General features: G+C 51.5%; 20 protein-coding genes. 7 read left to right on the plus strand and 13 right to left on the minus strand.

Translation table 11 applies throughout. From position 1 onward, the window contains the following. Window positions 1–284 precede the first annotated feature (284 nt). Window positions 285–620, minus strand: a complete 336-nt coding sequence (locus L5470_RS05145) for a M15 family metallopeptidase (protein ID WP_499498590.1) — start codon at window positions 618–620, stop codon at window positions 285–287. A gap of 158 nt (window positions 621–778) precedes the next feature. Then, window positions 779–892, minus strand: a complete 114-nt coding sequence (locus L5470_RS05150) for a hypothetical protein (RefSeq protein WP_499498592.1) — start codon at window positions 890–892, stop codon at window positions 779–781. Between L5470_RS05150 and L5470_RS05155 the strand changes: the two genes are divergently transcribed. Both L5470_RS05155 and L5470_RS05160 read left to right on the plus strand, forming a co-directional pair. Next, window positions 881–1,060, plus strand: a complete 180-nt coding sequence (locus L5470_RS05155) for a hypothetical protein (protein ID WP_157768349.1) — start codon at window positions 881–883, stop codon at window positions 1,058–1,060. The genes L5470_RS05150 and L5470_RS05155 overlap by 12 nt on opposite strands. A 29-nt stretch (window positions 1,061–1,089) precedes the next feature. Then, window positions 1,090–2,424 carry an alkaline phosphatase PhoX gene (locus tag L5470_RS05160; RefSeq protein WP_099799203.1) on the plus strand — a complete coding sequence of 445 codons (1,335 nt, stop codon included), beginning with the start codon at window positions 1,090–1,092 and terminating at the stop codon, window positions 2,422–2,424. A 236-nt stretch (window positions 2,425–2,660) separates the two neighbouring features. Here L5470_RS05160 and L5470_RS05165 read toward each other — a convergent pair whose 3' ends face one another. From L5470_RS05165 to L5470_RS05175, 3 genes are read right to left on the minus strand one after another with little or no spacing between them, the layout of a single operon-like run. Continuing rightward, window positions 2,661–3,479: an urease accessory protein UreD gene (locus L5470_RS05165; protein WP_499498594.1), complete on the minus strand. Its 819-nt coding sequence runs from the start codon at window positions 3,477–3,479 to the stop codon at window positions 2,661–2,663. A gap of 6 nt (window positions 3,480–3,485) precedes the next feature. Continuing rightward, on the minus strand, window positions 3,486–5,393 hold the full coding sequence (gene mnmG / locus L5470_RS05170; RefSeq protein ID WP_499498596.1) for a tRNA uridine-5-carboxymethylaminomethyl(34) synthesis enzyme MnmG: 1,908 nt from the start codon (window positions 5,391–5,393) through the stop codon (window positions 3,486–3,488). Window positions 5,394–5,404: 11 nt separating this feature from the next. Beyond that, complete coding sequence (locus L5470_RS05175; protein ID WP_099799200.1) at window positions 5,405–5,695, minus strand: YggT family protein; 291 nt, start codon at window positions 5,693–5,695, stop codon at window positions 5,405–5,407. A gap of 68 nt (window positions 5,696–5,763) precedes the next feature. On the opposite strand from L5470_RS05175, the gene L5470_RS05180 reads away from it, so the two are divergent. From L5470_RS05180 to L5470_RS05195, 4 genes are read left to right on the plus strand one after another with little or no spacing between them, the layout of a single operon-like run. Then, window positions 5,764–6,168 carry a hypothetical protein gene (locus L5470_RS05180; RefSeq protein ID WP_448514534.1) on the plus strand — a complete coding sequence of 135 codons (405 nt, stop codon included), beginning with the start codon at window positions 5,764–5,766 and terminating at the stop codon, window positions 6,166–6,168. Window positions 6,169–6,224: 56 nt separating this feature from the next. Next, the gene (gene speA / locus L5470_RS05185) at window positions 6,225–8,150 is read left to right on the plus strand and encodes a biosynthetic arginine decarboxylase (RefSeq protein ID WP_448514537.1); all 1,926 of its coding nucleotides are present in this window, start codon (window positions 6,225–6,227) and stop codon (window positions 8,148–8,150) included. An 8-nt stretch (window positions 8,151–8,158) separates the two neighbouring features. Further along, window positions 8,159–8,533: a hypothetical protein gene (locus L5470_RS05190; RefSeq protein WP_099799198.1), complete on the plus strand. Its 375-nt coding sequence runs from the start codon at window positions 8,159–8,161 to the stop codon at window positions 8,531–8,533. An 8-nt stretch (window positions 8,534–8,541) separates the two neighbouring features. Then, entirely contained in the window at window positions 8,542–9,726 is a 1,185-nt protein-coding gene (locus tag L5470_RS05195) for an S-layer homology domain-containing protein (RefSeq protein WP_499498599.1), read from the plus strand. Here L5470_RS05195 and L5470_RS05200 read toward each other — a convergent pair. The 4 genes from L5470_RS05200 to L5470_RS05215 are packed head-to-tail and all read right to left on the minus strand — an operon-like array spanning window position 9,723 to window position 16,832. Further along, a complete protein-coding gene (locus L5470_RS05200; RefSeq protein ID WP_099799196.1) occupies window positions 9,723–10,376 on the minus strand; it encodes an OmpA family protein in 654 nt (217 codons plus the stop codon). The two genes, L5470_RS05195 and L5470_RS05200, sit on opposite strands and share 4 nt — an antisense overlap. 35 nt (window positions 10,377–10,411) lie before the next feature. Further along, the gene (locus L5470_RS05205) at window positions 10,412–12,505 is read right to left on the minus strand and encodes a methyl-accepting chemotaxis protein (protein WP_499498601.1); all 2,094 of its coding nucleotides are present in this window, start codon (window positions 12,503–12,505) and stop codon (window positions 10,412–10,414) included. A 25-nt stretch (window positions 12,506–12,530) separates the two neighbouring features. Then, entirely contained in the window at window positions 12,531–15,695 is a 3,165-nt protein-coding gene (locus L5470_RS05210) for a tubulin-like doman-containing protein (RefSeq protein WP_499498603.1), read from the minus strand. A gap of 36 nt (window positions 15,696–15,731) precedes the next feature. Continuing rightward, window positions 15,732–16,832, minus strand: coding sequence for a hypothetical protein (locus L5470_RS05215; protein WP_499498605.1), 1,101 nt, complete (start codon window positions 16,830–16,832; stop codon window positions 15,732–15,734). A 144-nt stretch (window positions 16,833–16,976) separates the two neighbouring features. Here L5470_RS05215 and L5470_RS05220 point away from each other — a divergent pair, with 144 nt between their 5' ends. After that, on the plus strand, window positions 16,977–17,618 hold the full coding sequence (locus tag L5470_RS05220; protein ID WP_499498607.1) for an alpha-ketoglutarate-dependent dioxygenase AlkB family protein: 642 nt from the start codon (window positions 16,977–16,979) through the stop codon (window positions 17,616–17,618). 41 nt (window positions 17,619–17,659) lie between these two features. Here the strand turns inward: L5470_RS05220 and L5470_RS05225 are convergent, their stop codons facing one another. From L5470_RS05225 to L5470_RS05240, 4 genes are read right to left on the minus strand one after another with little or no spacing between them, the layout of a single operon-like run. After that, window positions 17,660–18,829, minus strand: coding sequence for a site-specific integrase (locus L5470_RS05225; protein WP_499498609.1), 1,170 nt, complete (start codon window positions 18,827–18,829; stop codon window positions 17,660–17,662). Between the two features lie 14 nt (window positions 18,830–18,843). After that, the gene (locus tag L5470_RS05230) at window positions 18,844–20,004 is read right to left on the minus strand and encodes a glycosyltransferase (protein WP_499498611.1); all 1,161 of its coding nucleotides are present in this window, start codon (window positions 20,002–20,004) and stop codon (window positions 18,844–18,846) included. Beyond that, a complete protein-coding gene (rsgA, locus tag L5470_RS05235) occupies window positions 19,997–21,046 on the minus strand; it encodes a small ribosomal subunit biogenesis GTPase RsgA (RefSeq protein WP_099799190.1) in 1,050 nt (349 codons plus the stop codon). Before rsgA ends, L5470_RS05230 begins: the two co-directional genes overlap by 8 nt. Next, the gene (locus L5470_RS05240; RefSeq protein ID WP_099799189.1) at window positions 21,043–21,273 is read right to left on the minus strand and encodes a sulfurtransferase TusA family protein; all 231 of its coding nucleotides are present in this window, start codon (window positions 21,271–21,273) and stop codon (window positions 21,043–21,045) included. Before L5470_RS05240 ends, rsgA begins: the two co-directional genes overlap by 4 nt. Window positions 21,274–21,687: the final 414 nt, after the last annotated feature.

A 21,687-nucleotide genomic window follows, 5' to 3' on the forward strand; every position in this document is an offset into this window, starting at 1 on the left:
CGATCTACGTGGAAAGTAGGCGTATCAACTACGCGAAGAAACATCCTAGTACGGAGAAATCCCGGCAAGTAAGTCACTACCGCTTTGGCGGCAAGCCTAAAAGATCGCTTGCAGTGGTTTAGGCTTGCCGCCAAAGCGGTAGTGACTTACTTGCCGGGATTTCTCCGTACTAGGATGTTTCTTCGCGTAGTTGATACGCCTACTTTCCACGTCTCTAGTTTAACACATAGAGAGGGCTAAAGCCCCCTGAGTTGGCTGTATCCCCTCGCTAAAGCGGAGGGGTTTTAGCCCGCCCACATCACTCCTATAAATCGAAGGGTAATATCATCTTGCGTTGGCCGGGAACCGTCGGCAAGGTCAATGGAGTAGCCTGTGTGGTGCTCGCTATAACCCGGAGGGGCACTTAATCGGGCAGCTAGTTCCTCTGAACCCTGCCGTTGTATTTGATCTTGCCAGAGGAGAGTTTGTCGTTCTATGTCGCGAAACCCAGAGACCGGGACAATCCACACCCCTTCATCCCTTGCTGCACTAATCATTCTCATTAAGGCGTTAGCCGCATCTCGATGGAGATATTCGTAGCGTTGATAGTCTCCTCGACCATAACTAGCAATTTGAACCATGGAATCGCGACTGGCTTCTTTATCGAGCTACAACCGGTGTGGCCACTGCGGAAACCTATCCGTAAACTACCTCGCCCGATAGAGGACGGGGCTTTCAGCAGCCCTCAAGACAACATCCTGCCATGAGCAGGACAGTATCTCGGAGCCTCTAGGGATGTTTACAAGCCCCCCAAAGTAGCAATATTTTTCGCTCCATTCACATCAGCATCTCCTATCCAGCCGCAGGACACGTTCAGGCACGCAAACGTTTTGCCCTGCCGATGACCTATCACGTTGCAACAATGACAGGTTTTCGAGGTGTAGCGAGGGTTGACGATAAACTCTCGATGGGCGCGATCGCCCTAGGTCTTCAGCAGCAGTTGCTAAGCGGGCGACTCAAGCTTGAAATTGATTGGGGATTCACGGTAAGACAAAGGGGAGCACTGATGGTGCCTGTGTAGTCTAGCTTACAGAGAGTTTAAAATAAACCATGAGTTTGCAACGTCGCCGATTTCTTACGTTAGCGGCCACAGGGGTCGGCTTAACGTTATTTCCCCAAGGGCTACAACTGCTCTACCAGCGTGCTGCCGAAGGTCGTTCCGTCGCAGGTCGGGGGTTTGGATCCTTGGTTAAAGATCCTCAGGGGCTGCTGCATCTACCGGCAGGGTTTCAATATCGAGTCTTTTCTAGGCTAGGCGATCGCCTCAGTGATGGTAACCCTGTTCCCACCTGCCACGATGGTATGGCGGCTTTTCCGGGGCCGGATGGGTCAACAATTTTGGTGCGCAATCATGAAGTCTATCCCGGACTGCCCCGTAGTTTCCAAGGCGTTGTTGCTGCCAAAGATAAAATGTATGACCCCATTGCCCCCGGGGGCACCACCACTCTAATAGTGAGCAAGGATCGGCAATTGCTGCGCCACTATGTGTCCTTGGCAGGTACCTCCCGCAACTGCGCTGGCGGCACAACTCTCTGGGGCAGTTGGATTAGCTGCGAAGAAACCATTGCCACCCCCGAAAACCCAGCCAACCGAGGCCCTGTGCAAAAACGCCACGGCTATAACTTTGAAGTCCCCATTACTGCTCAAGGCCCAGTGACTCCGGTGCCCCTCAAAGCCATGGGTCGCTTTCAACACGAAGCGATCGCCATCGATCCAAAAACCAACATCATCTATCAAACAGAAGATCGCGGCGACAGCCTCTTCTATCGGTTTATCCCCAAGGAGCCTAGGCAGCTAGCAGCGGGGGGAATGCTCCAAGCCCTCAAAATTAAACGCTATCCCAAAATCAACACTGGCAGCGACTTTCCCCTACGCAAACCCTTTGAAGTCGAGTGGGTCACTATTCCTGAGCCAGACCCTGCCGTGGACACCGTCCGTTATCAAGGCAATGACCGCGGGGCAGCCCAGTTTGTCCGTGGGGAAGGACTATGTTACCACAACGGCGAGTTTTATTTCACAGCCACCAGTGGTGGCGACAAACGCCTAGGGCAAATTTGGCGGTACCGTCCAGGCTCTACAACTAATGACGGCGGTACGATTGAACTGTTTGTGGAGTCTCCCGGAAAAAATATTTTGGACTATCCCGACAACCTTGTTATGGCACCGTGGGGGGATCTCTTCTGCTGCGAAGATGGGGACTCCAGCAACAAACGCCTAGTTGGCATTACTCCTCAAGGAGAAATCTACCCCTTTGCCCAGAATGCTCTCAACGATCAAGAACTGGCGGGAGTCTGCTTTTCTCCCGATGGTCAGACGATGTTTGTCAACCTCTACCATCCGGGGATGACCTTTGCCATTTGGGGGCCGTGGGGTCAGCGCGCCTAGACTGCGTGTCAGTGCCATGACTCCCGAGGCTCATCCGAAGTGGATAGAGTGCAGGCTATTCAGTGGTTTAACGATTGACCGTGATCACAATGCGGCTGTCAATATCAAGTTTCTGGCGGTAGGGCATGCCGTCAATAAAGCTCAGGTAACATCCGATGCACTAGCAGGAGTCACTGAGCAGCCCACACGCTATGCGTCAGCATGAGTGTCCGGAGTATATCACTGGCGCAATCCCCTCACAACGGCCACACCCGTGGATGATGGCGAGGCTGATCTGGGTGCAGAGTTTGCCGCAGCAGGTGCCAAGCGGCCATAAACCACTGCCGTAACTCTGGGGTTGAGTGCCCTCGATACCGGCACACCACGCCCCGAATGAGGCGAGTGACCCCTAGCTCTCCTTGGAAAGGGCTGGCCAATTCCCGCAGTGCCATGATCTGGTCTGGTGTCACGGTGGTGCCAATCCATGCTAGGGTGCCCACAAGGGTACGCCCTGCCAAGCCATTCAAGGCGGTGCAGAGTGTTCCGTCGAGGTGTTGGCGATCAATCCAGAGGGGAACGCCTGCCTGCCACACGTCGATGTGCGATCGCCAGTGTCCTGTTAAAAACGCTTCACCGCGAGCCGTGCGGCCAAAGCGGGTCATCTCCCAAAGGCAAACTTGGGCCGTGGTGGCCAGTTCAATATGCAACTGGTGGCGATACTGAGCACCATTAAAGACAATGGTTTCTTGGGGCAGCCATTCTAGGGAGGCTCCCTCACCAATATGACAGTGAACCCGGTTGTCCACTGGCTGCTGGGCACGACCATACACCTTGGCCGCAGCAGCGGTGGTAATGAGGGCATGGCAGTGGGGCTGCAACGTAATGGTTTGCTGAAGGCGATCGCCCCCCACATAGCCGCCAGCCGTATGGAGCAGCACATTATGGCAAATGTGCCCCCCTTCGGGATAAAAGGAGCGCTGTAGTTTCAGGGGTGCTGACGCATAGGTACGACAGGCAACAGTGCGTCCCTGCTGCCAAGCGTAGGCTAACTCCAGTTCACCAAGCCATCCTGCCACGCATCGCTACCCGTTGACCGTTACTAACGACTGCCGCTGCTGCTGCACCTCTAAATAGACAAGCAGGGCATTAATGTCGGCGGGGTTCACCCCACCAATGCGATAGGCTTGCCCTAGGGTCAGGGGGCGAATGGCACTCAGTTTTTCTCGCGCCTCCATAGAAAGGGTAGGAATGGCAAAGTAATCTAAATCCGCTGGCAGTGGCCGTTGCTCCTGCCGAGCGATCTGCTCAATTTCCCGCTGTTGCCGCTCAATATAGCCTGCATACTTAATGGCAATTTCCACCGCCTCTTTTTCCTGAGGGGCAAGATCGGCATTGCCCAAGCCATAGCGATCTAGCACCTCGTAATGGACACCCGATCGCCGCAGCAGATCAGCGAGGGTAATGGCACTTTTAATCCCTTGGCCGGTGGCAGCCACAATCTGCTCACCTATGGGGTCGTGGGCTTTAAGACGCGTGGTTTCCAGCCGTTGACGTTCCGCCTTTAGGCGCTCTTGCTTGGCTTGAAAGATGCGCCACTGTTCTTCAGACACCAAGCCAATCTCGTACCCTAGGGGGGTCAGGCGTTGATCGGCATTGTCGGATCGCAAAACCAACCGATACTCCGAACGACTGGTGAGCATCCGGTATGGCTCCCGCAGCTCTTTGGTACACAGATCGTCAATGAGGGTGCCAATATAACTTTCTTGCCGTGGAAACGTGATCATGGGCTTGCCTTGGGCAAACCGCGCCGCATTAATCCCCGCCACAATTCCTTGGGCAGCAGCCTCTTCGTAACCCGTGGTGCCATTGATCTGACCTGCACAAAACAACCCCTGAATTTTCTTAGTCATCAGGGTAGGAAAGCACTGGGTGGCCGGCAGGTAATCATACTCCACCGCATAGGCGGGGCGCAGCATAATGCAGTGCTCTAACCCCGGGAGGGTGCGCAGCAGTTGCAGTTGTAGGGGTTCCGGCAGTCCGGTTGAGAACCCTTGAATGTAAAGCTCAGGGGTGTCGCGGCCTTCGGGTTCAATAAAAATCTGGTGGCTGTCTTTATCGGCAAAGCGAACAATTTTATCCTCAATGCTGGGGCAGTAGCGCGGCCCTTTGGCATCGACCCAACCGCCATAGACTGGCGTGAGGTGCAGGTTCTCGCGGATCAGTTGGTGGGTTGCTGCGGTGGTACGGGTAAGGTAGCAGTGTTCTTGAGGGCGCTCTACCCAAACGCTGGGATCAAAGCTAAACCAGCGCACCTGCTCATCGGGGGGCTGGGGTTCCATTTTGCTGTAGTCCACGGAGCGGCGATCGACCCGTGCTGGGGTACCCGTTTTCAGGCGATCCACTTCAAACCCCAGTCGTGCCAAGGTTTGGGATAGCCCCTCTGCCGCAAACTCGCCAGCGCGACCGGCGGCCATAGACTTATTGCCAACCCAAATGCGCCCGCCGAGGAACGTTCCCGTGGTCAAAATGACGGCTTGGCAGCGAAAGGCAACACCAAAGTAGGTTTCCACGCCGATCACACTATCGTTGCCATCTAAGATTAAGTCGGTAACCATGCCTTCGCGCACTAGGAGGTTGGGCTGGTTTTCGACAATTTGCTTCATGAGGGCGCTGTATTCACGCTTGTCGGTTTGTGCTCGCAGCGCCCAGACCGCTGGCCCGCGGGAGGCATTCAAGAGGCGTTTCTGCAAGTACGTGCGATCGGTGATGCGGCCAATTTCACCACCGAGGGCATCCACTTCGTGCACTAATTGGGATTTGGCAGGCCCCCCCACCGCTGGATTACAGGGTTGCCATGCAATTTTGTCAAGATTTAGAGTCAGCAGTAGGGTGCGGCAGCCTAGGCGTGCCGTGGCCAAGGCCGCTTCACAGCCTGCATGGCCAGCCCCCACCACAATCACCGCAAACTCATCTTGAAACAGCGTGGACATGCCGCAAGACCCTAAAAGAACGTGGCACTACTGGAAAACCCCGCCAACAGTTGTACGAGAAACTGCAAAAGGAAAAAGGCAATAATGGGGGAAAAATCTAGACCGCCAATGGGAGGAATCAGCCCCCGAAAGATGTTGAGGTAGGGATCCGTTAGCTGGCTCAGGAAGGAAAAGGGCGGGTTGTACCAATTAACATTGGGAAACCAAGACAGGAGAACCCGAATTAAGAGGATAATGAGATAGATTTGCAAAAAGTTGGCAATCCCCATCAGTAGGATGGGTAAAACCGGTGCCTCGGTCATAGAACTCCTCTTGGCGATGCTGGCGGATACCCTTTATTCTACCCAATGCAGGCGGAAGCGAGACAGGCATGACAACAGAACACCCATGGTATGCGGCGGCTCAACTGCTACAACCGGCATTGATTCGCTTACTAGATCATTTGCGGCGACAATTAGAAACCTCAGGGTGGCAGGGGGAGTACGAAACGGTTGAACTGCCCACCTCAGAGCCGCAGGTGCTCTACTGGTTGCACTTACGGCGCGGCGATCGCCACCAGCGGGTTAATTTATGGGAACTGTGCTACGAAATCTGCTTTGCGGACTATACCCCAGACTTAGATTACGCAGGCATTCATGACTTTCAGGTGGGGGAGGTGACAGCTGATATGGGGTTATTGGATGCGGCAGGAGAGGTGGACTGGCACCAACTTGATCAAAAAGCCCAGCGGGTTGTGGCTGCGATGTTCGCAGGGCTAGAGTATCCCCTTGACTAGTCGCTATTGCTGAAACAGGTTAGGATCAGCACGGTTTGGTTGGGCAACAAGCAGATATGGGTGCTGGATCGGCAACTGTAGAAACAACAACAGCAGGCTGGAGCATTGAGGCCAGTGAGCAACTGTACCGCATTCAAGGCTGGGGGGAACCCTACTTTGGTATTAATGCAGCCGGCCATATCACCGTCTCGCCGAAGGGCGATCGCGGTGGATCACTGGATCTCTATGAACTAGTGCAGGCTCTGCAACAGCGCAATATTGGCCTGCCGATTTTGCTGCGCTTCTCCGATATTCTTGAAGATCGCATTGAGCGGCTGAATGCTTGTTTTGCCCGGGCGATCGCCCGCTATGGCTATAACGGTACCTATAAGGGAGTCTTTCCGGTTAAGTGTAATCAGCAACGCCACATCATTGAAGCACTGGTTCGCTTTGGTCAGTCGCACCAGTTTGGCCTTGAGGCAGGGTCTAAGCCAGAGTTATTAATTGCCCTAGCGATGCTCACGACCCCAGGTGCCCTTCTCATCTGCAATGGCTATAAAGATCGCAGCTACATTGAAACAGCGATCCTAGCGCGACGACTAGGACATACCCCCATCATTGTCCTTGAGCAACCGGAGGAGGTTCCAGAGGTCATTGCCGTCAGCCAAGCCCTAGGGATTGACCCCATTGTCGGCGTGCGGGCAAAGCTCAGTACCCAAGGGGTGGGGCGGTGGGGCACCTCTGCGGGCGATCGCGCCAAATTTGGCCTCACCGTGCCGGAAATTTTAACCGCAGTGGAGCAGCTACGCCAAGCCCAGATGCTGGACGCTCTCCAACTGTTGCACTTTCATATTGGTTCGCAAATTTCCGCCATTAGCGTGATTAAAGATGCCATTCGCGAAGCGGGGCAGATCTACGGTGAACTGGTGCGCCTCGGTGCCAATATGCAATACCTCGATGTGGGCGGCGGCTTAGGCGTTGACTACGATGGCTCCAAAACCAATTTCCATGCCTCCAAAAACTACAGTATGCAAAATTACGCCAGTGATGTGGTGGCCGAGATCAAGGAAGCCTGTAGTGAGCGCAATATTCCCGTGCCAACTCTCATTAGCGAAAGTGGGCGCGCCATTGCCTCCCACCAATCGGTGCTGGTGTTCAATGTATTGGGGGTGAGCAGCGTACCCAAGGTCGTACCCGAGGCGGCAACGGCGCAGGAGCATTTAATTATTCGCAACCTCTACGACACGTACCAAAGCATTGATGTGAGCAACTACCAAGAAGCCTACAACGATGCCTTGCAGTTTAAGAGTGAAGCCATCAGTCTGTTTAACTTTGGCTATCTGAGTTTGCCGGAGCGCGGACGGGCAGAGCAGCTATTTTGGGCCTGTTGTAGCAAAATTCTGGCGATCGCCCGCCAACAGGACTACGTACCCGACGATCTCGAAGACCTTGAAAAGATCATGGCCTCTATCTACTACATCAATCTTTCGGTGTTTCAGTCGGTACCCGACAGTTGGGCGATTGATCAGCTTTTTCCGATTTTGCCGATTCACCGACTTGAGGAGGAGCCAACAGAGCGAGGAATTTTGGCGGATCTCACCTGTGACAGCGACGGTAAAATCGATCGGTTTATTGACCTGCGGGATGTCAAGTCGGTGCTGGAGCTGCATCCCTTGCGGCCAGGGGAACCCTACTATCTGGGGTTATTTCTGAATGGTGCCTACCAAGAGATTATGGGCAACCTCCACAACCTCTTTGGTGATACCAATGCTGTTCATATTCGGCTAACCCCCAAGGGATATGAAATCGAGCACTTGGTACGAGGCGATACAATGCAAGAAGTACTGGGCTATGTTCAGTATCACGGGGACGCGCTCCTTGAAAATATTCGCCGCCGTGCCGAAGATGCCCTTGCCGAGCAGCACATTACGCTAGCGGAGGCCCAACACCTCCTAGAAAACTATGAGCGGAGCTTACGCAGTTACACGTACCTATCGACCTAGGGGGATCTATGCTGGGAACCTTTCAGTCGAGCCACCTGCGCATTGAAATGCCAGCTACGGCAGCGCAGTTGACCGCCTACTTAACGGAGCCAACCCAGATGCGTCAATGGCTGTGGCCGCTGCACATTGACACCAGCAGCGATCGCCTCAACGAAGGATGCCAGTTTACAACCCAGTTGGGCTGGCTCACCATTGAGCACAGGGTAGAGCTGGTCAGTGACCATCGACTGGTGTTGGTGTTACGACGCGGGATCGAGGGCTGGCAGGAATGGTGTTGGGGAGAGGGATGGGTGCAATCCTGTGTGGAAGGCGTAACACTCCTGCCCCTTGAACTGGGTCAAACCCTGCTATTGTGGCGGCTGCGTGCTGCCCTATCCCCCTAAATCACTGCATGATTTGTGAGGTATCGGTTCCGTTGAAGAGTTCGCGATCGCCCCTTGTGCGCGTCAGTTTAATCCTTTGTGTCCTGTTGCTAACCAGTTGCGAAGGCAGTGGCCTGCAAAACCTGTTTGCCGCCGATTCCAATGCCGATCAGTGGGGCGCCAGCCCATCCCCTAGTCCTGCCACCACAACCTTGCCCCAGACCCTGCGCTTCCCCAATGCCACACTCCTAGAGACTCAGCCCCTTGCCAACGATCCGAACACAATTCAAACCCGCTGGCAAGCCTCAGCACCAGCGATCGCCATTCAGCAGTTCTATAGCGAACAGTTTCAGCAAACTAACTGGCGGCTGGTTGAACAACAGGTTGCTGATAACAGCATGACCCTCAAGGGCGTTGGTGCCGATTTAGAAGTAACGGTAACCATTAACACCGCCACCACCAATAACACCACTGAATTTACCGTAGCCTATCGACCCACAACGACTAATGGAGAGTCCGCGCCAACGCCATCGCCAACAACGGCACTCACCCCGCAAACCTTCAGTGATCTTGATGCTGCTCCCACACCATTCCAGCCCGCCATCCGCGAACTAGCGGAACTGGGCACATTGCCCACCTCCGGCAATCAGCTAGATCCCAATAGCCCAATTAGCCGCAGTCAATTTGTCCGCTGGTTGGTGACTACCTACAACCGATTTTACGAAGATCGCCCCGCTCGCCAAATTCGCCTAGGCACCAGTAACGATGATCCGGTTTTTCAAGACGTGCCCCGCCAACATCCTGATTTTGCCTATATTCAGGGCTTGGCCATGGCTGGATTTTTACCTAGCCCGCTAACCGGTGATGCGAGTGCTTTGTTTCGTCCCGATGCCCCCCTCAATCGCGAAACCCTCTTGCAGTGGAAAGTTCCCCTTGATCAACAGGGGCAGCTCAGCCCCAGCACCATCGATCGCATCCAGCAAACGTGGGGCTTCAAAGACAGCACCCGTATTGCCCCGAGCGCAGTCAACGCTGTGGCTGCTGACTACCTTGCTGGCGATCTCTCTAATATTCGCCGGGTGTGGGGGCAAACCCTACTGCTGCAACCCAAGAAAGCGGTGAGCCATGCCGAAGCAGCCATGGCGCTATGGTATATCGGCAATGGCAGCGATGGCCTTTCAGCCCAAAGCGTTTTACAAGCACGCCGCAGCTAGTTTACGGGGGCAACTTGTGTCTCTCTCTCGCGTCTGCGCGTAAAGCGTACCTCAATCCGACGGCGAGAGCTATCTGGATTGCGATTTGGTGGGGCAAGGTTACCGTTAAGCAGGTAAAGTTGTCCGGCAGAATAGGCATAAAACTGTAGATTTTTGAGTTCGGGGTTCGTGGCTTGCACCTTGCGCAGTTCGTTGGCGATCGCCAGTGCTCGCATTAATCCCAAATCAGCATTGGAGCCAGGAGTGAGACGGCCAAGGGTATTTGCCGCTGCCGACTGCTCCAGAACTAAGTCGAGGTTGCTGCTACTCCTTCGGTTGGGTTGCCCATCGGTATGACCAATAATTTCCACGGTATCAATCCTGTATCGTTTGTGATTGTCACGGATCGTTTTGGCTAAACTAGTCCAAATGTATTGCTGTAGAGGTTTAGACACCTTGGCACTGCCCACCGGAAAGCGAAAAGCCTCATTATCAGGAATTATAATAATCGGGGGAAGAGAATCTGTCTGCCGCGCAAAAAATGTGAAAATAATTAAAAGCAGAGTAATGAGGCTCAAGATCAAAAAGCTATTTGACATTAAATCAGTGTAGGAAATCCAGATGTCGAATTGCTCTGATTCTGGGGGTGACGAGCGACGTGACTGACGCATAGGAATCCTTCTAAACAGGGAGGGAAAGCAAGCAATTAGCTAAAGTCAAGGTTTTTTGTTCGCTTTTCGGCTACTTTTGAAGCATCTGCGTTTTTATTCAAAGTATTAGGCTGATGCCTAAAATTGTTATCCAATTGACTAATCGCAGTACCAACTTGATTTAATTCTTGATTTAGCAACTTAATTCCCTTATCTAGGGTTTCAAGCTTATCAACTAATTTGCTCAATAATTCAAATTCATTAAATTTATCAAGAAATTCATTGATCTTCTTGAATTCGTTAACACTTTGCTGAAGGTGATCATTAAGAGCATTAATCTGTTTTCGGCGATTGCCTTCATCACTAGAGTACTGCTTTCTATAATTTTCAAAGTTAATTTTAGCCTCAGCTAAGTTCTGGTTTAGATCATTATACTCGGTACTTAGCACTTTATTGAGTTGTTTTAATTCTTGATGAAAAGATTCAAATTGACTAACAGCCTGATTGATCTTTCTATCAAGCCTATCATTAAGAATTTGAGCCTGTCTTTGGCGATCGCTCTCAGCAGTAGACCGCTGAGTTATGTAATTTTCAAAGCTAGTTTTAACATCTTTTAATTGCTTGTTCAAATCATTATACTCATGGTTAATAATTTCACTAAACTCGGTTATACGAGAAGAGGCTCTACTCAATTGGTCAAGATTAACACTGGCAGCATCAAAAGCACTTACTAGTTGCTGGCTAGTGTGCTGATTATTGCTGTGAATCTGTTGCAGTATCTCATTACCTCTTAATAGGTTCTGTGCAACTTGGTTATTCATTTGCTCAACAGAGGACAGAAGTACTTTTAGTTCCTCTTGGTTTTGCCCTAAAGTTTTTTGGAATTCTTGAGCAATTTCAGTCAAACCAGTTAATTTTTGCGTAATCTGTGATAACTCTTCAGATTTAGCGATAACTTGGCGATCTACCGCTTCAATTTGGGTAAGTAAATGCTGAACCAATTGGTCAATTTGAATAAAGGTCTGAGTTGTTGTAAATAGTCTCTGCGAAATTGCCTCAAAATCAGTTTGTGTTTTGTTAACCTTCTCCATGGTTTGGCATATATACTCTTGCGTCAGCATGACCGCTTGAGTGAGTTCAATAACTTCATTACTCAGTTGTTGCGATCGCGCTGTCACCTCAGTCAACTGATCAATAAATTGGCACATCTGTGTTGTTGCAGTGTTCAGTTTATCAGCAAACTGACTCTGTTCTAAGACGGTAACAGCCTGCTCAAAAATACGAGACCCTGTCACAATGTTACCCGATGCATCCATGAACCGATTGTACACGTCCCTTGCAAGATCAGCTGTCTGGCGCTGAATCTGGGTCATACGTTCTGCTTCTCGCTCTAATGGCCGCTCAATTGCCCTGGTAACTGTCGCCTCAAAATTAGTAAGAAAAATATCAAAATTACGCGATATTTCACTGAGTAAGCGTGCGGTTGGTGTGCGTTGATGGCTGGCTAATTCATTATCAAGATAGAGTTCGACAGCCGTAAAAAAGCGTTGCCGTGCTAGCGTTGTATTAAACAGTGAATTTACAACAGTCAGAAAAATACCCAAGGTCAGGCTAGCAAGACTGGAAATGAAGGCGATCGACATTCCCATCAATGGTTCACGCAATTGACTGAGTAACTGAAGGAGAGAATCCGTACGCTCTAATCCATTTTCTTTCAAAGCAAAGAGACCAGTCATAATTTCGGGGAGACTAATCGTGATCCCCACAAGATTCATCGTAATTCCTAGAAATGTACCCAATAGGCCGATGGCAATCAGCAGATTAGGACTCACACGAGTAATGTATTCTGCTTGCTCAAAGGAAAGCCCTAGCACCCGCTCTTGAGCTAGGGTATAGTCCACCAAGGCAAAAGTATTTACCTCGTCTAGGTTCTCGACGTAGCGTTTCATGCGATCGCGCAGTCGCTGAATCAGTTGTGGCGCTTGATCTGTAGTTGCTGCAACTGCCCAATCCCAGCGGTTGAGAAACATTAAGCGGTTAAACAGGGATATCCGAAGCAAAAAACTTACAAGGGCGATCCCCAATGATGCAGAAATAAAGCCTAAGAGGATAGGTGAATTAATCACCTCTTGCATAAATAATTCAATCATTATCGTCTCAAAAATATGGTTAATTCTAATCTGGTAAAAGTGGTGGTTCTTGCTCGATTGTTACTGTCCCCTCTATTGTCTTTATTTTTTGCTCTATTCGCCTATCTATTTCTTGGATTAACTCTTGCAAAATTCCTTTTTTCTCAAAACCAGTAATGTTTTCAATATCCTTTCCTGCAACACTAGCAACCCATGAATAGTTGATATGCTCTCTAGGATAATTGCGAATTTCACTGATTAGTGCCTCAACTTTCTGGCGCTGTCCCACATAGTTTCTTTCAGAATCGCCATACCAATCTGATGGGTTCTCGACGAGCTGCTGAATCTTTTGACTACACTGTTGACCCAAAAAATCAGTTAGGGTTAGGCTTGCCCCATTTTCCTGCGCTTTTTGCACCTGCGCCCAGCTCAGTTGATCAATGATGGCTGACCAATCTTTACCCAGAAAAATCCTCTTACTATGGCTCAATAAACTCAAATCACCATTATCTCGGCCATCGAATATCCCCAGTCCCAAGCACTTAAAAAACAATTCTTTCACTGTTATAACCACGTCGGGAGGAGGTGGCAAAACATCTGTCAAACTGGGCTCAATATTTTTATTGGTGTGTAAGTATCTTCCTTTTGTTGACTCATAGGCATACTTTAGCCCCCCATGCTCTAAACTATTGATCAGCCGTAGGGGAAAAGCTGCATACTCCGTCACAAAAATGACATGATGCTGCTCGGAATCTGGAAGTGGCACCACTCGAGCATTTCTCAAAACATCACTCTCTTGTAGCAACTGCTGAAAAGCTTCTACCGAGGAGTCATCGTTAGGCTGATGGTAAGCAATAATCCTAGATTGCTTGTAGTCGGCTTTATTAAAATAGCCATCGTCAAGGTTCAAGGGCAATAACACTTCGGACTGCTGACTGAGTTCTGTAAGGTAAGCTAGTAGCTGCTGGCGGCTTCCCATCGTTGCCATAAACTGCTGAACTGCTGACTTGCGCAGTTTTTTCATCTGCGTTGTAGTCCCCTGATCAACCACTCTATTTAATGCCTGACGAACATCTGCTGGCTCAAACTGGTTCTGCAAAAAGCGCTCTAGACTGGGGCGCTCATCACTATTGACAAGAGTAGAGTTCTGAATGATTTGGGTGGAAATCCGGTTCAATGCCAAGCGACGCTCTGAACTCTGAGGCGGTAACACCGCTTCAACTAACTGCTGCGTATCTTGCGCTGAGATGATTAATAAACCGATACGCTTTTTAACGTTGGTTTGAGTGAGTCTATCAGCATTACTTTGTAGCTCAATAATCTCATTATGGATACTGTTTCTGAGGTTATCTAGTGCAGCAATTTTTTGATTTGTAAACTCAATCAGCTCTTCCGCTGCTAACTGCACCTGACGAGAAATTTGCCACTGGTAATTTTTCTTGGCTAGAGCCGTCACCTGATCAACTGCCGTGCGAAATGCCACTTGAATTTTGCCTGTCTTACCCCACCAAGGAAATCGCTGGCTGCGGATAGCCTGTACCTCATGCTGCATCCGCTGGGTAATGCCATTTAGCTCACCGCTGGGATCAACGGGCCGCTTCTTATCTTGCAGTTGTTCTCCACGGGCGCGTTCAAAGGTCTGCTTTAGGTGTTGCAGCCAAGATAGCCCATTCTCAAGCCCAAAAAATTCATGATCTGGTTGTAGTATTTGCGCTAAGAATACATTGATACTATCTTTGATGTCGGTAATGACCCCTGAGGTTTGCTCTACCAGCGGTGCTAGCCATACACCCCTTTCCTTGGCATTGTCTCCAAGGCGAACATAGCTCGCTAAAGCAGCAAAATTTTGGGGCAAGGTTACCTTGAGATTATCCTGCTCTGCAACGGAGCGGGCTGCACTGATAGCAGCATACTGATTGTTGTGCCATTGGGTAATCTTTGCTTGAACCGTCGTCCCTGAAGTCTCTAGGGTCTCAAGGCGTTTTTTCAGCAGTGCACCTACACTGTCTGTTTCCCAAGCGCAGCGCCCAGCAAAAACCCGCTGGATCTGAGCGGCACTAGGGGCTGTCCCTAAACCGCTTTCCCAAAATTCCAAAACCTCAATTTTAACCTGATTAGCAGCAAGCGCACTGATCTGCTCTTGGGGAAAATAAATACTAGCCAACCCCATTGTCATATACCGTTGGCGATTAGGGCGAGGATGCCTATCGTATGCCTCCTCCCCGCCATCAATAGCCTTCAGGTTATCCCGTGCAGAAATTTCAGCAGCAGCTGTCGCATTGCTACTAAAAGAGAGACAAATTTTTTGAGCAATGTTGTTCGTAATTTGTTCTTTAGCTTCAGCGCTGGGTGGGATAATAAACGTATTGCCGGGCGTAGCGTTAGAAATCAGGTAAGTATAGTTATAGGGTTCTCGCTGCTCCCGCAGACGAAATTGCCCCGGATACTGAGCCTCAAAGGTCGTCCCAAAACGATTGTAGAAGTCTAGTTCTTTTAGGGCAGCATAGGTATTGGCTTTAACATGCTGATTGCCGCCGTAAAGCTCTGGACAGATAATGAAATAGCCATGGGTTTCAAAGTCTGCCACTCCCCTTGCAAAAAGCTGACGTAGGATATAGCCCATATCTAGAAACATTCCACCACCGGTGCCACCGCAAAGGGAGCCCGCAACAAAGACCCGCAGCCCCGGCTTGACATCCATGCCACGCTCAATGAGCGACTGAACATTAGCACTCAGAACCCGGTGATGAGCTTGTTGGAGACTCTCAACAACCTTCTGATAATTTTTGAACAGCGCAAACCGCCCTATGGCTCGAACGGCTCCTGCTCCATTTTCAATGGCCTGCAAGTTTTTGATGAGTTCAGGGGGAAACCACTCTAGAATATTGTCATCAGGAGTGTCAATATGCTCATTTCCACTGCGAGTATCAAAGTTCTGCCTAAATTGATTTACCTGATTTAAGGAAACTTTGATATGCACAATTTCTGAGGGTGTAAAACTAATGTTTTGGCCGCGATAGTTGGGAATGGAGCCGCCGCGATCGGTGTCTATCTGGACAAAACTAATGATGGGTAAATCGGCAAGGGAGCCAAATGTATCAACAATGTTCTCGCGAATGCGAACCAAGACATCCCGCCCTGTGCCACCAATGCCCACACAGATCGACCGCGTGACAGAAAACAGACTGTTTGACTCTTCTATGCTTGCCATGAAGCTCCCCTATGACTCAGGCTTTAAACACGAAACCTACATTGTGATGGTGATCTGGATATCGATATCGTTATAGGTAACTATAACAAATTCATTGTTTCTTGGTACAAATACATTTGTATCAATTTCTTGACCATTGACATTTGTGTAAATTTGCTGGCCTCTGTATGTGAGTTTTGCTGGGTGGACTGTACCGATGCGCAGCGTGTTGTGCTGGCGGAGTAAAAAGCCAACAGCTTCTGAACAAGGTAGGGAGACGAAGTACAGCGATCCGGAAACCAGCTCTCCTAGACCAATTTTTCCAGCATGTTTGAGGGGAAATCTGTATTCTTGGTCACCCACCGCCACCGTAACTGTCCACGGAAGTTGCTGTCTCAGCCAGCGAATGAAGAAAAACAGGCCGCCGCCTCCCACAACCATTCCAAGCAAACTCACTAGCAGCAGTTGCCACCAAAGTTGTCCCCAAAGGTAGCTATTCACAAGGCAGACTTCACCACCACCGGGTTTGGGGGTACAAAATTCCTGTACGGTCGGAGGAATATCAACAACAGTAAGCTGAAACTGCCCCGGCTGGATACTGCGTTGGGTCATGGGTAAGGTCCCCAGCCATTGGCTCCGCTCGTCTGCCCTAGGGCTGTTATGGATGCCGCAGGGGCTATTGGGAGCTTCAGTCCACCGTTGTGATTCACCTTGAGGAATGTTCAGGGGGGCATCGGTTAACCAAATGACTGACTGTGCCTTAATGGGCTGTTGCTGTTGAAGTCGCCTTTGATTCAGTTGCGCAAGGTACCGATAAACGTAAAGCTCAGCACATTGAATATCGGTGCCGCGCTCGGGCCCAGCATCCATGGGAATGACTTCTAAAATTTTGGGAATGTCCTGTTCCCCTTGATACTCAATCGTAATGGGCGATCGCACCGTCGTAGCAAAGGGAATAATATGGATTGTGTCCCCTTTATTAAGGGTTTGTTCAACAATGTGGCGCAAGTGGAGCCGTCCCGAATCGTTAAGACCTACGCTTTCCGTCAGGTCGATCGCCAGTGCCACATCTCGACCTCCCCATAACTGCACCCAATCCAGTCCTTTCTGTTGTAGAGGGCTTAAAGGTCGATTACCAGGAACGACAGGGGAAGTCATAGGGAAAGTATGCCCAAAGTTGTTTTGATATTAGGATGTCAGCGCTCAAATGTCAGCCCCTTCTGCCCTAGCCCTGCCTCGTTCAAAAATGTCCGTTAGACTGAGATGACGTGACAGGATAGGAGTAGTCGTCGGTGGCGAGTGATGCAGCAGCTCAATTTCTTGGACTCTCAGGACGCGTCAGTCCAGCTTACACCCCAAATTATCGACATCCCTGATGCCAGCGTTATATTCTACGAGCAATTTTTCAGTGCTATAGACAGTGAACACATCTATTCAGAATTGCTGAGTCAGACCCCGTGGCGGCAGGACTCAATCACCCTATTTGGCAAAACAATGCTTGTGCCTAGACTTACTGCTTGGCACGGCGATCCGGGGAAATCCTACACCTACTCAGGAATTACAATGGAGCCGGAACCTTGGACACCGACTCTGATGATGATTAAAAACGCTATCGAGAGCGTGTGTGGTGTGAGTTTTAATAGCGTCTTGATCAACCTCTATCGGGATGGAAATGACAGTGTTGCTTGGCACAGTGATGATGAGCCGGAGCTAGGAGAGAACCCGCTCCTTGCCTCAGTGAGTTTTGGGGCAACGCGGAGGTTTGCATTCAAACACAAGAGGAACCCTCACCTGAGGGTGTCGTTTGATCTCAGTGCCGGTAGTTTGTTAATCATGGGTGGAGCGACTCAGCACTACTGGTTTCACCAAGTTCCAAAAACGTCAAGGAACGTCGCACCGCGAATCAACTTGACCTTTAGGATCATCAAGACGTTCCTCAATTAAGGAGTTCAGTGGCGATCGTTAGTAAGCCAAGTTTGAAAGCATTAGAGATTCAACTCCAGCGCATCCCCCTGCTGTGCCAACACCCGCGCCACAGCCTGCTGCTGATCTCGCAGGGTTAACCAGCGGTGATAGGTACGATGATGAATGGCCACACTGTGCCCCATCATCCGTGCGGCCACGGTATCGGGTAAGCCGTAGTGAATGGTACGTACCGCCCAAGCATGGCGCAGATCGTAGGGGCGAAAGGGAATGCCATACCGACGAAACTGCTGGTTCACCCGCTGGCCAATCCGTTGCAAGGGTGTGGTGCTCAAGTCGGTGTTGATCTGGGGCAGCCGGGGCGATCGCAATTGGAATACATCAATCCATTGAGGTGGAAACGGCCACACGTAATGGGAACCGGTTTTTGTTGTGGCTAATACCTCAATTCGGCCTTGGGGGTCGCCATTGGCCAAACCCGTCAGATCACAAAAAAAGACCTCGTGATTGCGGAGGCCATAGGTTGCCATCAACCCATAGACGTACTGCCATCCCGGGTTGGGAATCTGAGCAAACGCAGCAACAATAGTGCTGTCTTCAGGAAGCTGACGCTCTTGGGTGCGGTTCGGGGAATAGTGCCCCCAAAACCGGGATAAGGGAATGGGCAACTCCACCTGCAGAAAGCGACACAGCCCTTGAAGTGCTGTACAGGCCACCTGTCGTTGGCGGCGGTGCGGCGGTAACTGCTCAAGCAGGGTGTAGATCAGCTCTGGTAGTGCCCAGTCGGGATGGGCAGCCGCGTGGTGCAGCAGTTGGCGCAGGTAAGGTGCATAGGCCGTTTGCCACGTGGTGCGGCGACTGCTGCTATCACCCACCCGCAAGAACATGTCTTCGTAGGCCGCCACCTGCTCCGCCAGAGACAACGCACCGAGGAAACCCAAGCTAGGAACCGTTTGATAGTCTTGCCAGCGAAAGGACTTATCCAGCAGCTTAGCAGCGATAATTTTTGCCTCTATTTCTGCCTGCTTGAGCCCCGCAGGGGTTGCTGGCAGTGCTAGGCTCAGCCGCTGTTGATGGGGACGCAATCGCTGAGTGCCCGGACGCGGCGGTAGGGTGCCCCGCAAATTGAGTCGCTGACCGCGGCGCTCGATTTGTATCCCCAACTGTGCTGCTTTTAGCCGCTGATTCACCTGTGCTAACTGCTGATCCAGCTTTGAGGATAGCGTTGCCATGCTGAGAATACTCCCTAAGGATAGACCCGCCCTTTCCATGCGCCACCGCGMCCCTGCCAATGGCGGCGAGCCGAGTCAAGGGTCATGAGGGTGTAGAGGACGGCAATCAGGGGTAAGGTCAACGCCCACGGCCAAGCCAACCCATAAAAGTGCACTGTGGGGGTATAGGCGATCGCCATCAGTAGCCAGACACTCGCCCCCACACCGGCTAACGGAACTTGGTGCAGAACCAGACCAGTTGCCAAGGAAATGGGAGCTAGCAGATACACCATGGTCATTCCGATCACCGTTCCCAGGAGTAACAGGGGCGAATAGGACAACTGGGTGTAGGCGGTGCGCGCCACCATTTGCCAAATGCTGTCGAGGGTGGTGTAGGCACGCAAGCTCACGGTGGAGGGGGTCAGCCCTAGCCAAATCCGGTATCCTGCACTCTTGACGGCCTGAGCAAGGGAACAATCGTCAATGAGAGCATCCCGGATACAGGCAATGCCACCAATTTTTTCAAGGGCTGTGGTTTCAATGAGAATGCACCCCCCCGCTGCCGCTGCTGTGGCGCGTTGGGGGTCATTGACCCAGCGAAAGGGGTACAGCTTGGCAAAGAAAAAGACAAACGCCGGAATCAAGAGTTTTTCCCAGAGGCTTTGGCAGCGCAACTTCACCATTAATGACACTAAAGCACAGTGGTGGGTACACGCATGAGCCACCAGTTGGCTTAAATTCTGTGGATCGTGGGCAATGTCGGCATCGGTGAGCAGCAGATAATCCGGGGCAACCTCAGCGGCAACTTCAATCCCTTGGGACAGTGCCCAGAGCTTGCCCGACCAACCCTTGGGGAGGGGGGTTCCTCGCACAATCGTTAACTGCACCTGTTTGCCGAGGTTGATAGCAGTCTGCTCGGCAATGTCAGCGGTGCCATCGTCGCTTTGATCATCCACAAGGATGAGGTGAAGGTCACCCCCATAGTCCTGTTGCAGGAGCGATCGCACACTGGTGGCAATAACCGCTGCTTCGTTGCGGGCAGGTATCACCACCGCAATGCTCGGCCAGCGGGTTGGCGGGGTGCCCTTCAGGCGTTGATCGATGCGCCAGAATTGCCCCCAAAATAGTAAAAGTACCAGCCAAATCAGCAGTGAGAGTAGTGTTGCCCCCAGTAACCCCAATGTCAGGCTAGACATCCATAACCTCCTCCTCGGTGTCTAAGGGTGTGAGCTGCTGATGCTGTTGGCGGCGCGATCGCCGCCGATATTTTTTCGGATCCAATAAAGGCTCTTGGTGCTGAGCACCGTGGCGATCCGTTTTCGTTTTACTGTGGGGAGCGGTGTCAACCCCGTAGTCTTTGATTGCTTCCAGTTCTGCAAGGCAACTCAGATAGAGTGGATAGCGCTCCCAATTGCCCCGCACTGCGCAGTTTGGCTCCTGACGGTGACGGCAATTGTCAAACTGGCAGGACTGAGTGGCCGATCGCTGGCGAATTTCTGGAAAGGCTTGGGCAAGCTGCTGGGGGGTGATGGCCAACAACTCTGGCTGATTAAATCCGGGCGTGTCGGCAATCCAGCCGCCCGTGGGCAACGGAAAGAGTTCGACATGGCGGGTGGTGTGCTGCCCCTTATGCCAATGCTCGGAAATTGCCCCGACGCGAATCTTGCCGTCAGGATGGAGGTGGCGAATGAGGCTACTTTTGCCGACCCCCGAAGGGCCACAGACAACCGTTACCTTGTTGCTTAGGGAACGGAGTAGCGCTTGCCATTGTTGACCTGCGGTGATGCTGAAGCCATAGCTGTTATAGCCCCAAGACCGCAGGCGATCGCGCCACAGGGTCTCTAGGGCGTCAGAGACCAAATCTGCTTTGGTTAGCCCCACTAGGATCTCAACCCCAAGGACTTCCGCGGTGATTAAAAAGCGGGTCATTTGCAGGGCATCGGGTTCGGGGTCGGCTAGGGCAAACAACAGTAACACCTGCTCTACGTTGGCGATCGCTGGCCGTTGCAGTTGGTTGCGCCGGGGGAGGACGTTGCTAATGGCACCGCGCTGCCCTTGCCAGTCGGGATGGCTGACCTCGACCCAATCCCCGACATACACGTGCTGGCCAATTTTCTTTAACCGCGATCGCCGCACACACAGCAATTCATCAATGCCATAGTAAGGCTGCCCTAGCCGCACACGGTAATAGTTCGCCTGCACCGCCCGCACTAGACCGAGCAAAGGGGCAACCGTCATGGGCGCTCAGCGGGTCGCTGCACCTGTAGTGCAAAATACTCGTGCCGTGGCTCCACCGTCAACACATCGTAGCCCGCCATCCGCAGACTATCGGGCACCTGCTCAATGGGTTCGCCCGCATCTAGCCACACCTCAAGGGGCTGCTGAGGCGCAAGCTGCTGGAGCCGCAGTTTTGTGCGTACAAAGTTCAAAGGACAGGGGGTACCCCGTAGATCAAGTGTTTCCATGCCGCTGGCTGTAACCTATCTGCTATTATAGGAGTGATGTGGGCGGGCTAAAACCCCTCCGCTTTAGCGAGGGGATACAGCCAACTCAGGGGGCTTTAGCCCTCTCTATGTGTTAAACTAGAGACGTGGAAAGTAGACGTATCAACTACGCGAAGAGACATCCTAGTACGGAGAAATCCCGGCAAGTAAGTCACTACCGCTTTGGCGGCAAGCCTAAACCACTGCAAGCAATGGCAGGATGTTGAGCGTATCGAATTGGCTAGTGTTGAAAAGTGCGAAACCACGAACCGAAACATAAACGTAGTCCCAATAGCAGAAATGCTTGAGGTGAGTAGGGGGTCTTTGACTGCCCCCACCCGCATTAAGTTGTGGGTGACAGCTCAAGGGAAAAGCGAAGCAACGCGGCTAGATCGG

Source organism: Synechococcus sp. PCC 6717 (assembly GCF_022698185.1).
Lineage (GTDB): Bacteria > Cyanobacteriota > Cyanobacteriia > Thermosynechococcales > Thermosynechococcaceae > Thermosynechococcus > Thermosynechococcus lividus.

Excerpts from the sequence above, each read along its gene's own strand:
- L5470_RS05195 (WP_499498599.1), top strand. The coding sequence starts at position 8,542 with ATGATTTGTGAGGTATCGGTTCCGTTGAAGAGTTCGCGATCGCCCCTT.
- L5470_RS05155 (WP_157768349.1), top strand. The coding sequence starts at position 881 with ATGACCTATCACGTTGCAACAATGACAGGTTTTCGAGGTGTAGCGAGG.
- L5470_RS05240 (WP_099799189.1), bottom strand. The coding sequence starts at position 21,273 with ATGGAAACACTTGATCTACGGGGTACCCCCTGTCCTTTGAACTTTGTA.
- L5470_RS05175 (WP_099799200.1), bottom strand. The coding sequence starts at position 5,695 with ATGACCGAGGCACCGGTTTTACCCATCCTACTGATGGGGATTGCCAAC.
- L5470_RS05145 (WP_499498590.1), bottom strand. The coding sequence starts at position 620 with ATGGTTCAAATTGCTAGTTATGGTCGAGGAGACTATCAACGCTACGAA.
- L5470_RS05210 (WP_499498603.1), bottom strand. The coding sequence starts at position 15,695 with ATGGCAAGCATAGAAGAGTCAAACAGTCTGTTTTCTGTCACGCGGTCG.
- L5470_RS05160 (WP_099799203.1), top strand. The coding sequence starts at position 1,090 with ATGAGTTTGCAACGTCGCCGATTTCTTACGTTAGCGGCCACAGGGGTC.
- L5470_RS05220 (WP_499498607.1), top strand. The coding sequence starts at position 16,977 with ATGCAGCAGCTCAATTTCTTGGACTCTCAGGACGCGTCAGTCCAGCTT.
- L5470_RS05190 (WP_099799198.1), top strand. The coding sequence starts at position 8,159 with ATGCTGGGAACCTTTCAGTCGAGCCACCTGCGCATTGAAATGCCAGCT.
- L5470_RS05215 (WP_499498605.1), bottom strand. The coding sequence starts at position 16,832 with ATGACTTCCCCTGTCGTTCCTGGTAATCGACCTTTAAGCCCTCTACAA.
- L5470_RS05205 (WP_499498601.1), bottom strand. The coding sequence starts at position 12,505 with ATGATTGAATTATTTATGCAAGAGGTGATTAATTCACCTATCCTCTTA.
- L5470_RS05180 (WP_448514534.1), top strand. The coding sequence starts at position 5,764 with ATGACAACAGAACACCCATGGTATGCGGCGGCTCAACTGCTACAACCG.
- L5470_RS05200 (WP_099799196.1), bottom strand. The coding sequence starts at position 10,376 with ATGCGTCAGTCACGTCGCTCGTCACCCCCAGAATCAGAGCAATTCGAC.
- L5470_RS05225 (WP_499498609.1), bottom strand. The coding sequence starts at position 18,829 with ATGGCAACGCTATCCTCAAAGCTGGATCAGCAGTTAGCACAGGTGAAT.
- mnmG (WP_499498596.1), bottom strand. The coding sequence starts at position 5,393 with ATGTCCACGCTGTTTCAAGATGAGTTTGCGGTGATTGTGGTGGGGGCT.
- rsgA (WP_099799190.1), bottom strand. The coding sequence starts at position 21,046 with ATGACGGTTGCCCCTTTGCTCGGTCTAGTGCGGGCGGTGCAGGCGAAC.
- speA (WP_448514537.1), top strand. The coding sequence starts at position 6,225 with ATGGGTGCTGGATCGGCAACTGTAGAAACAACAACAGCAGGCTGGAGC.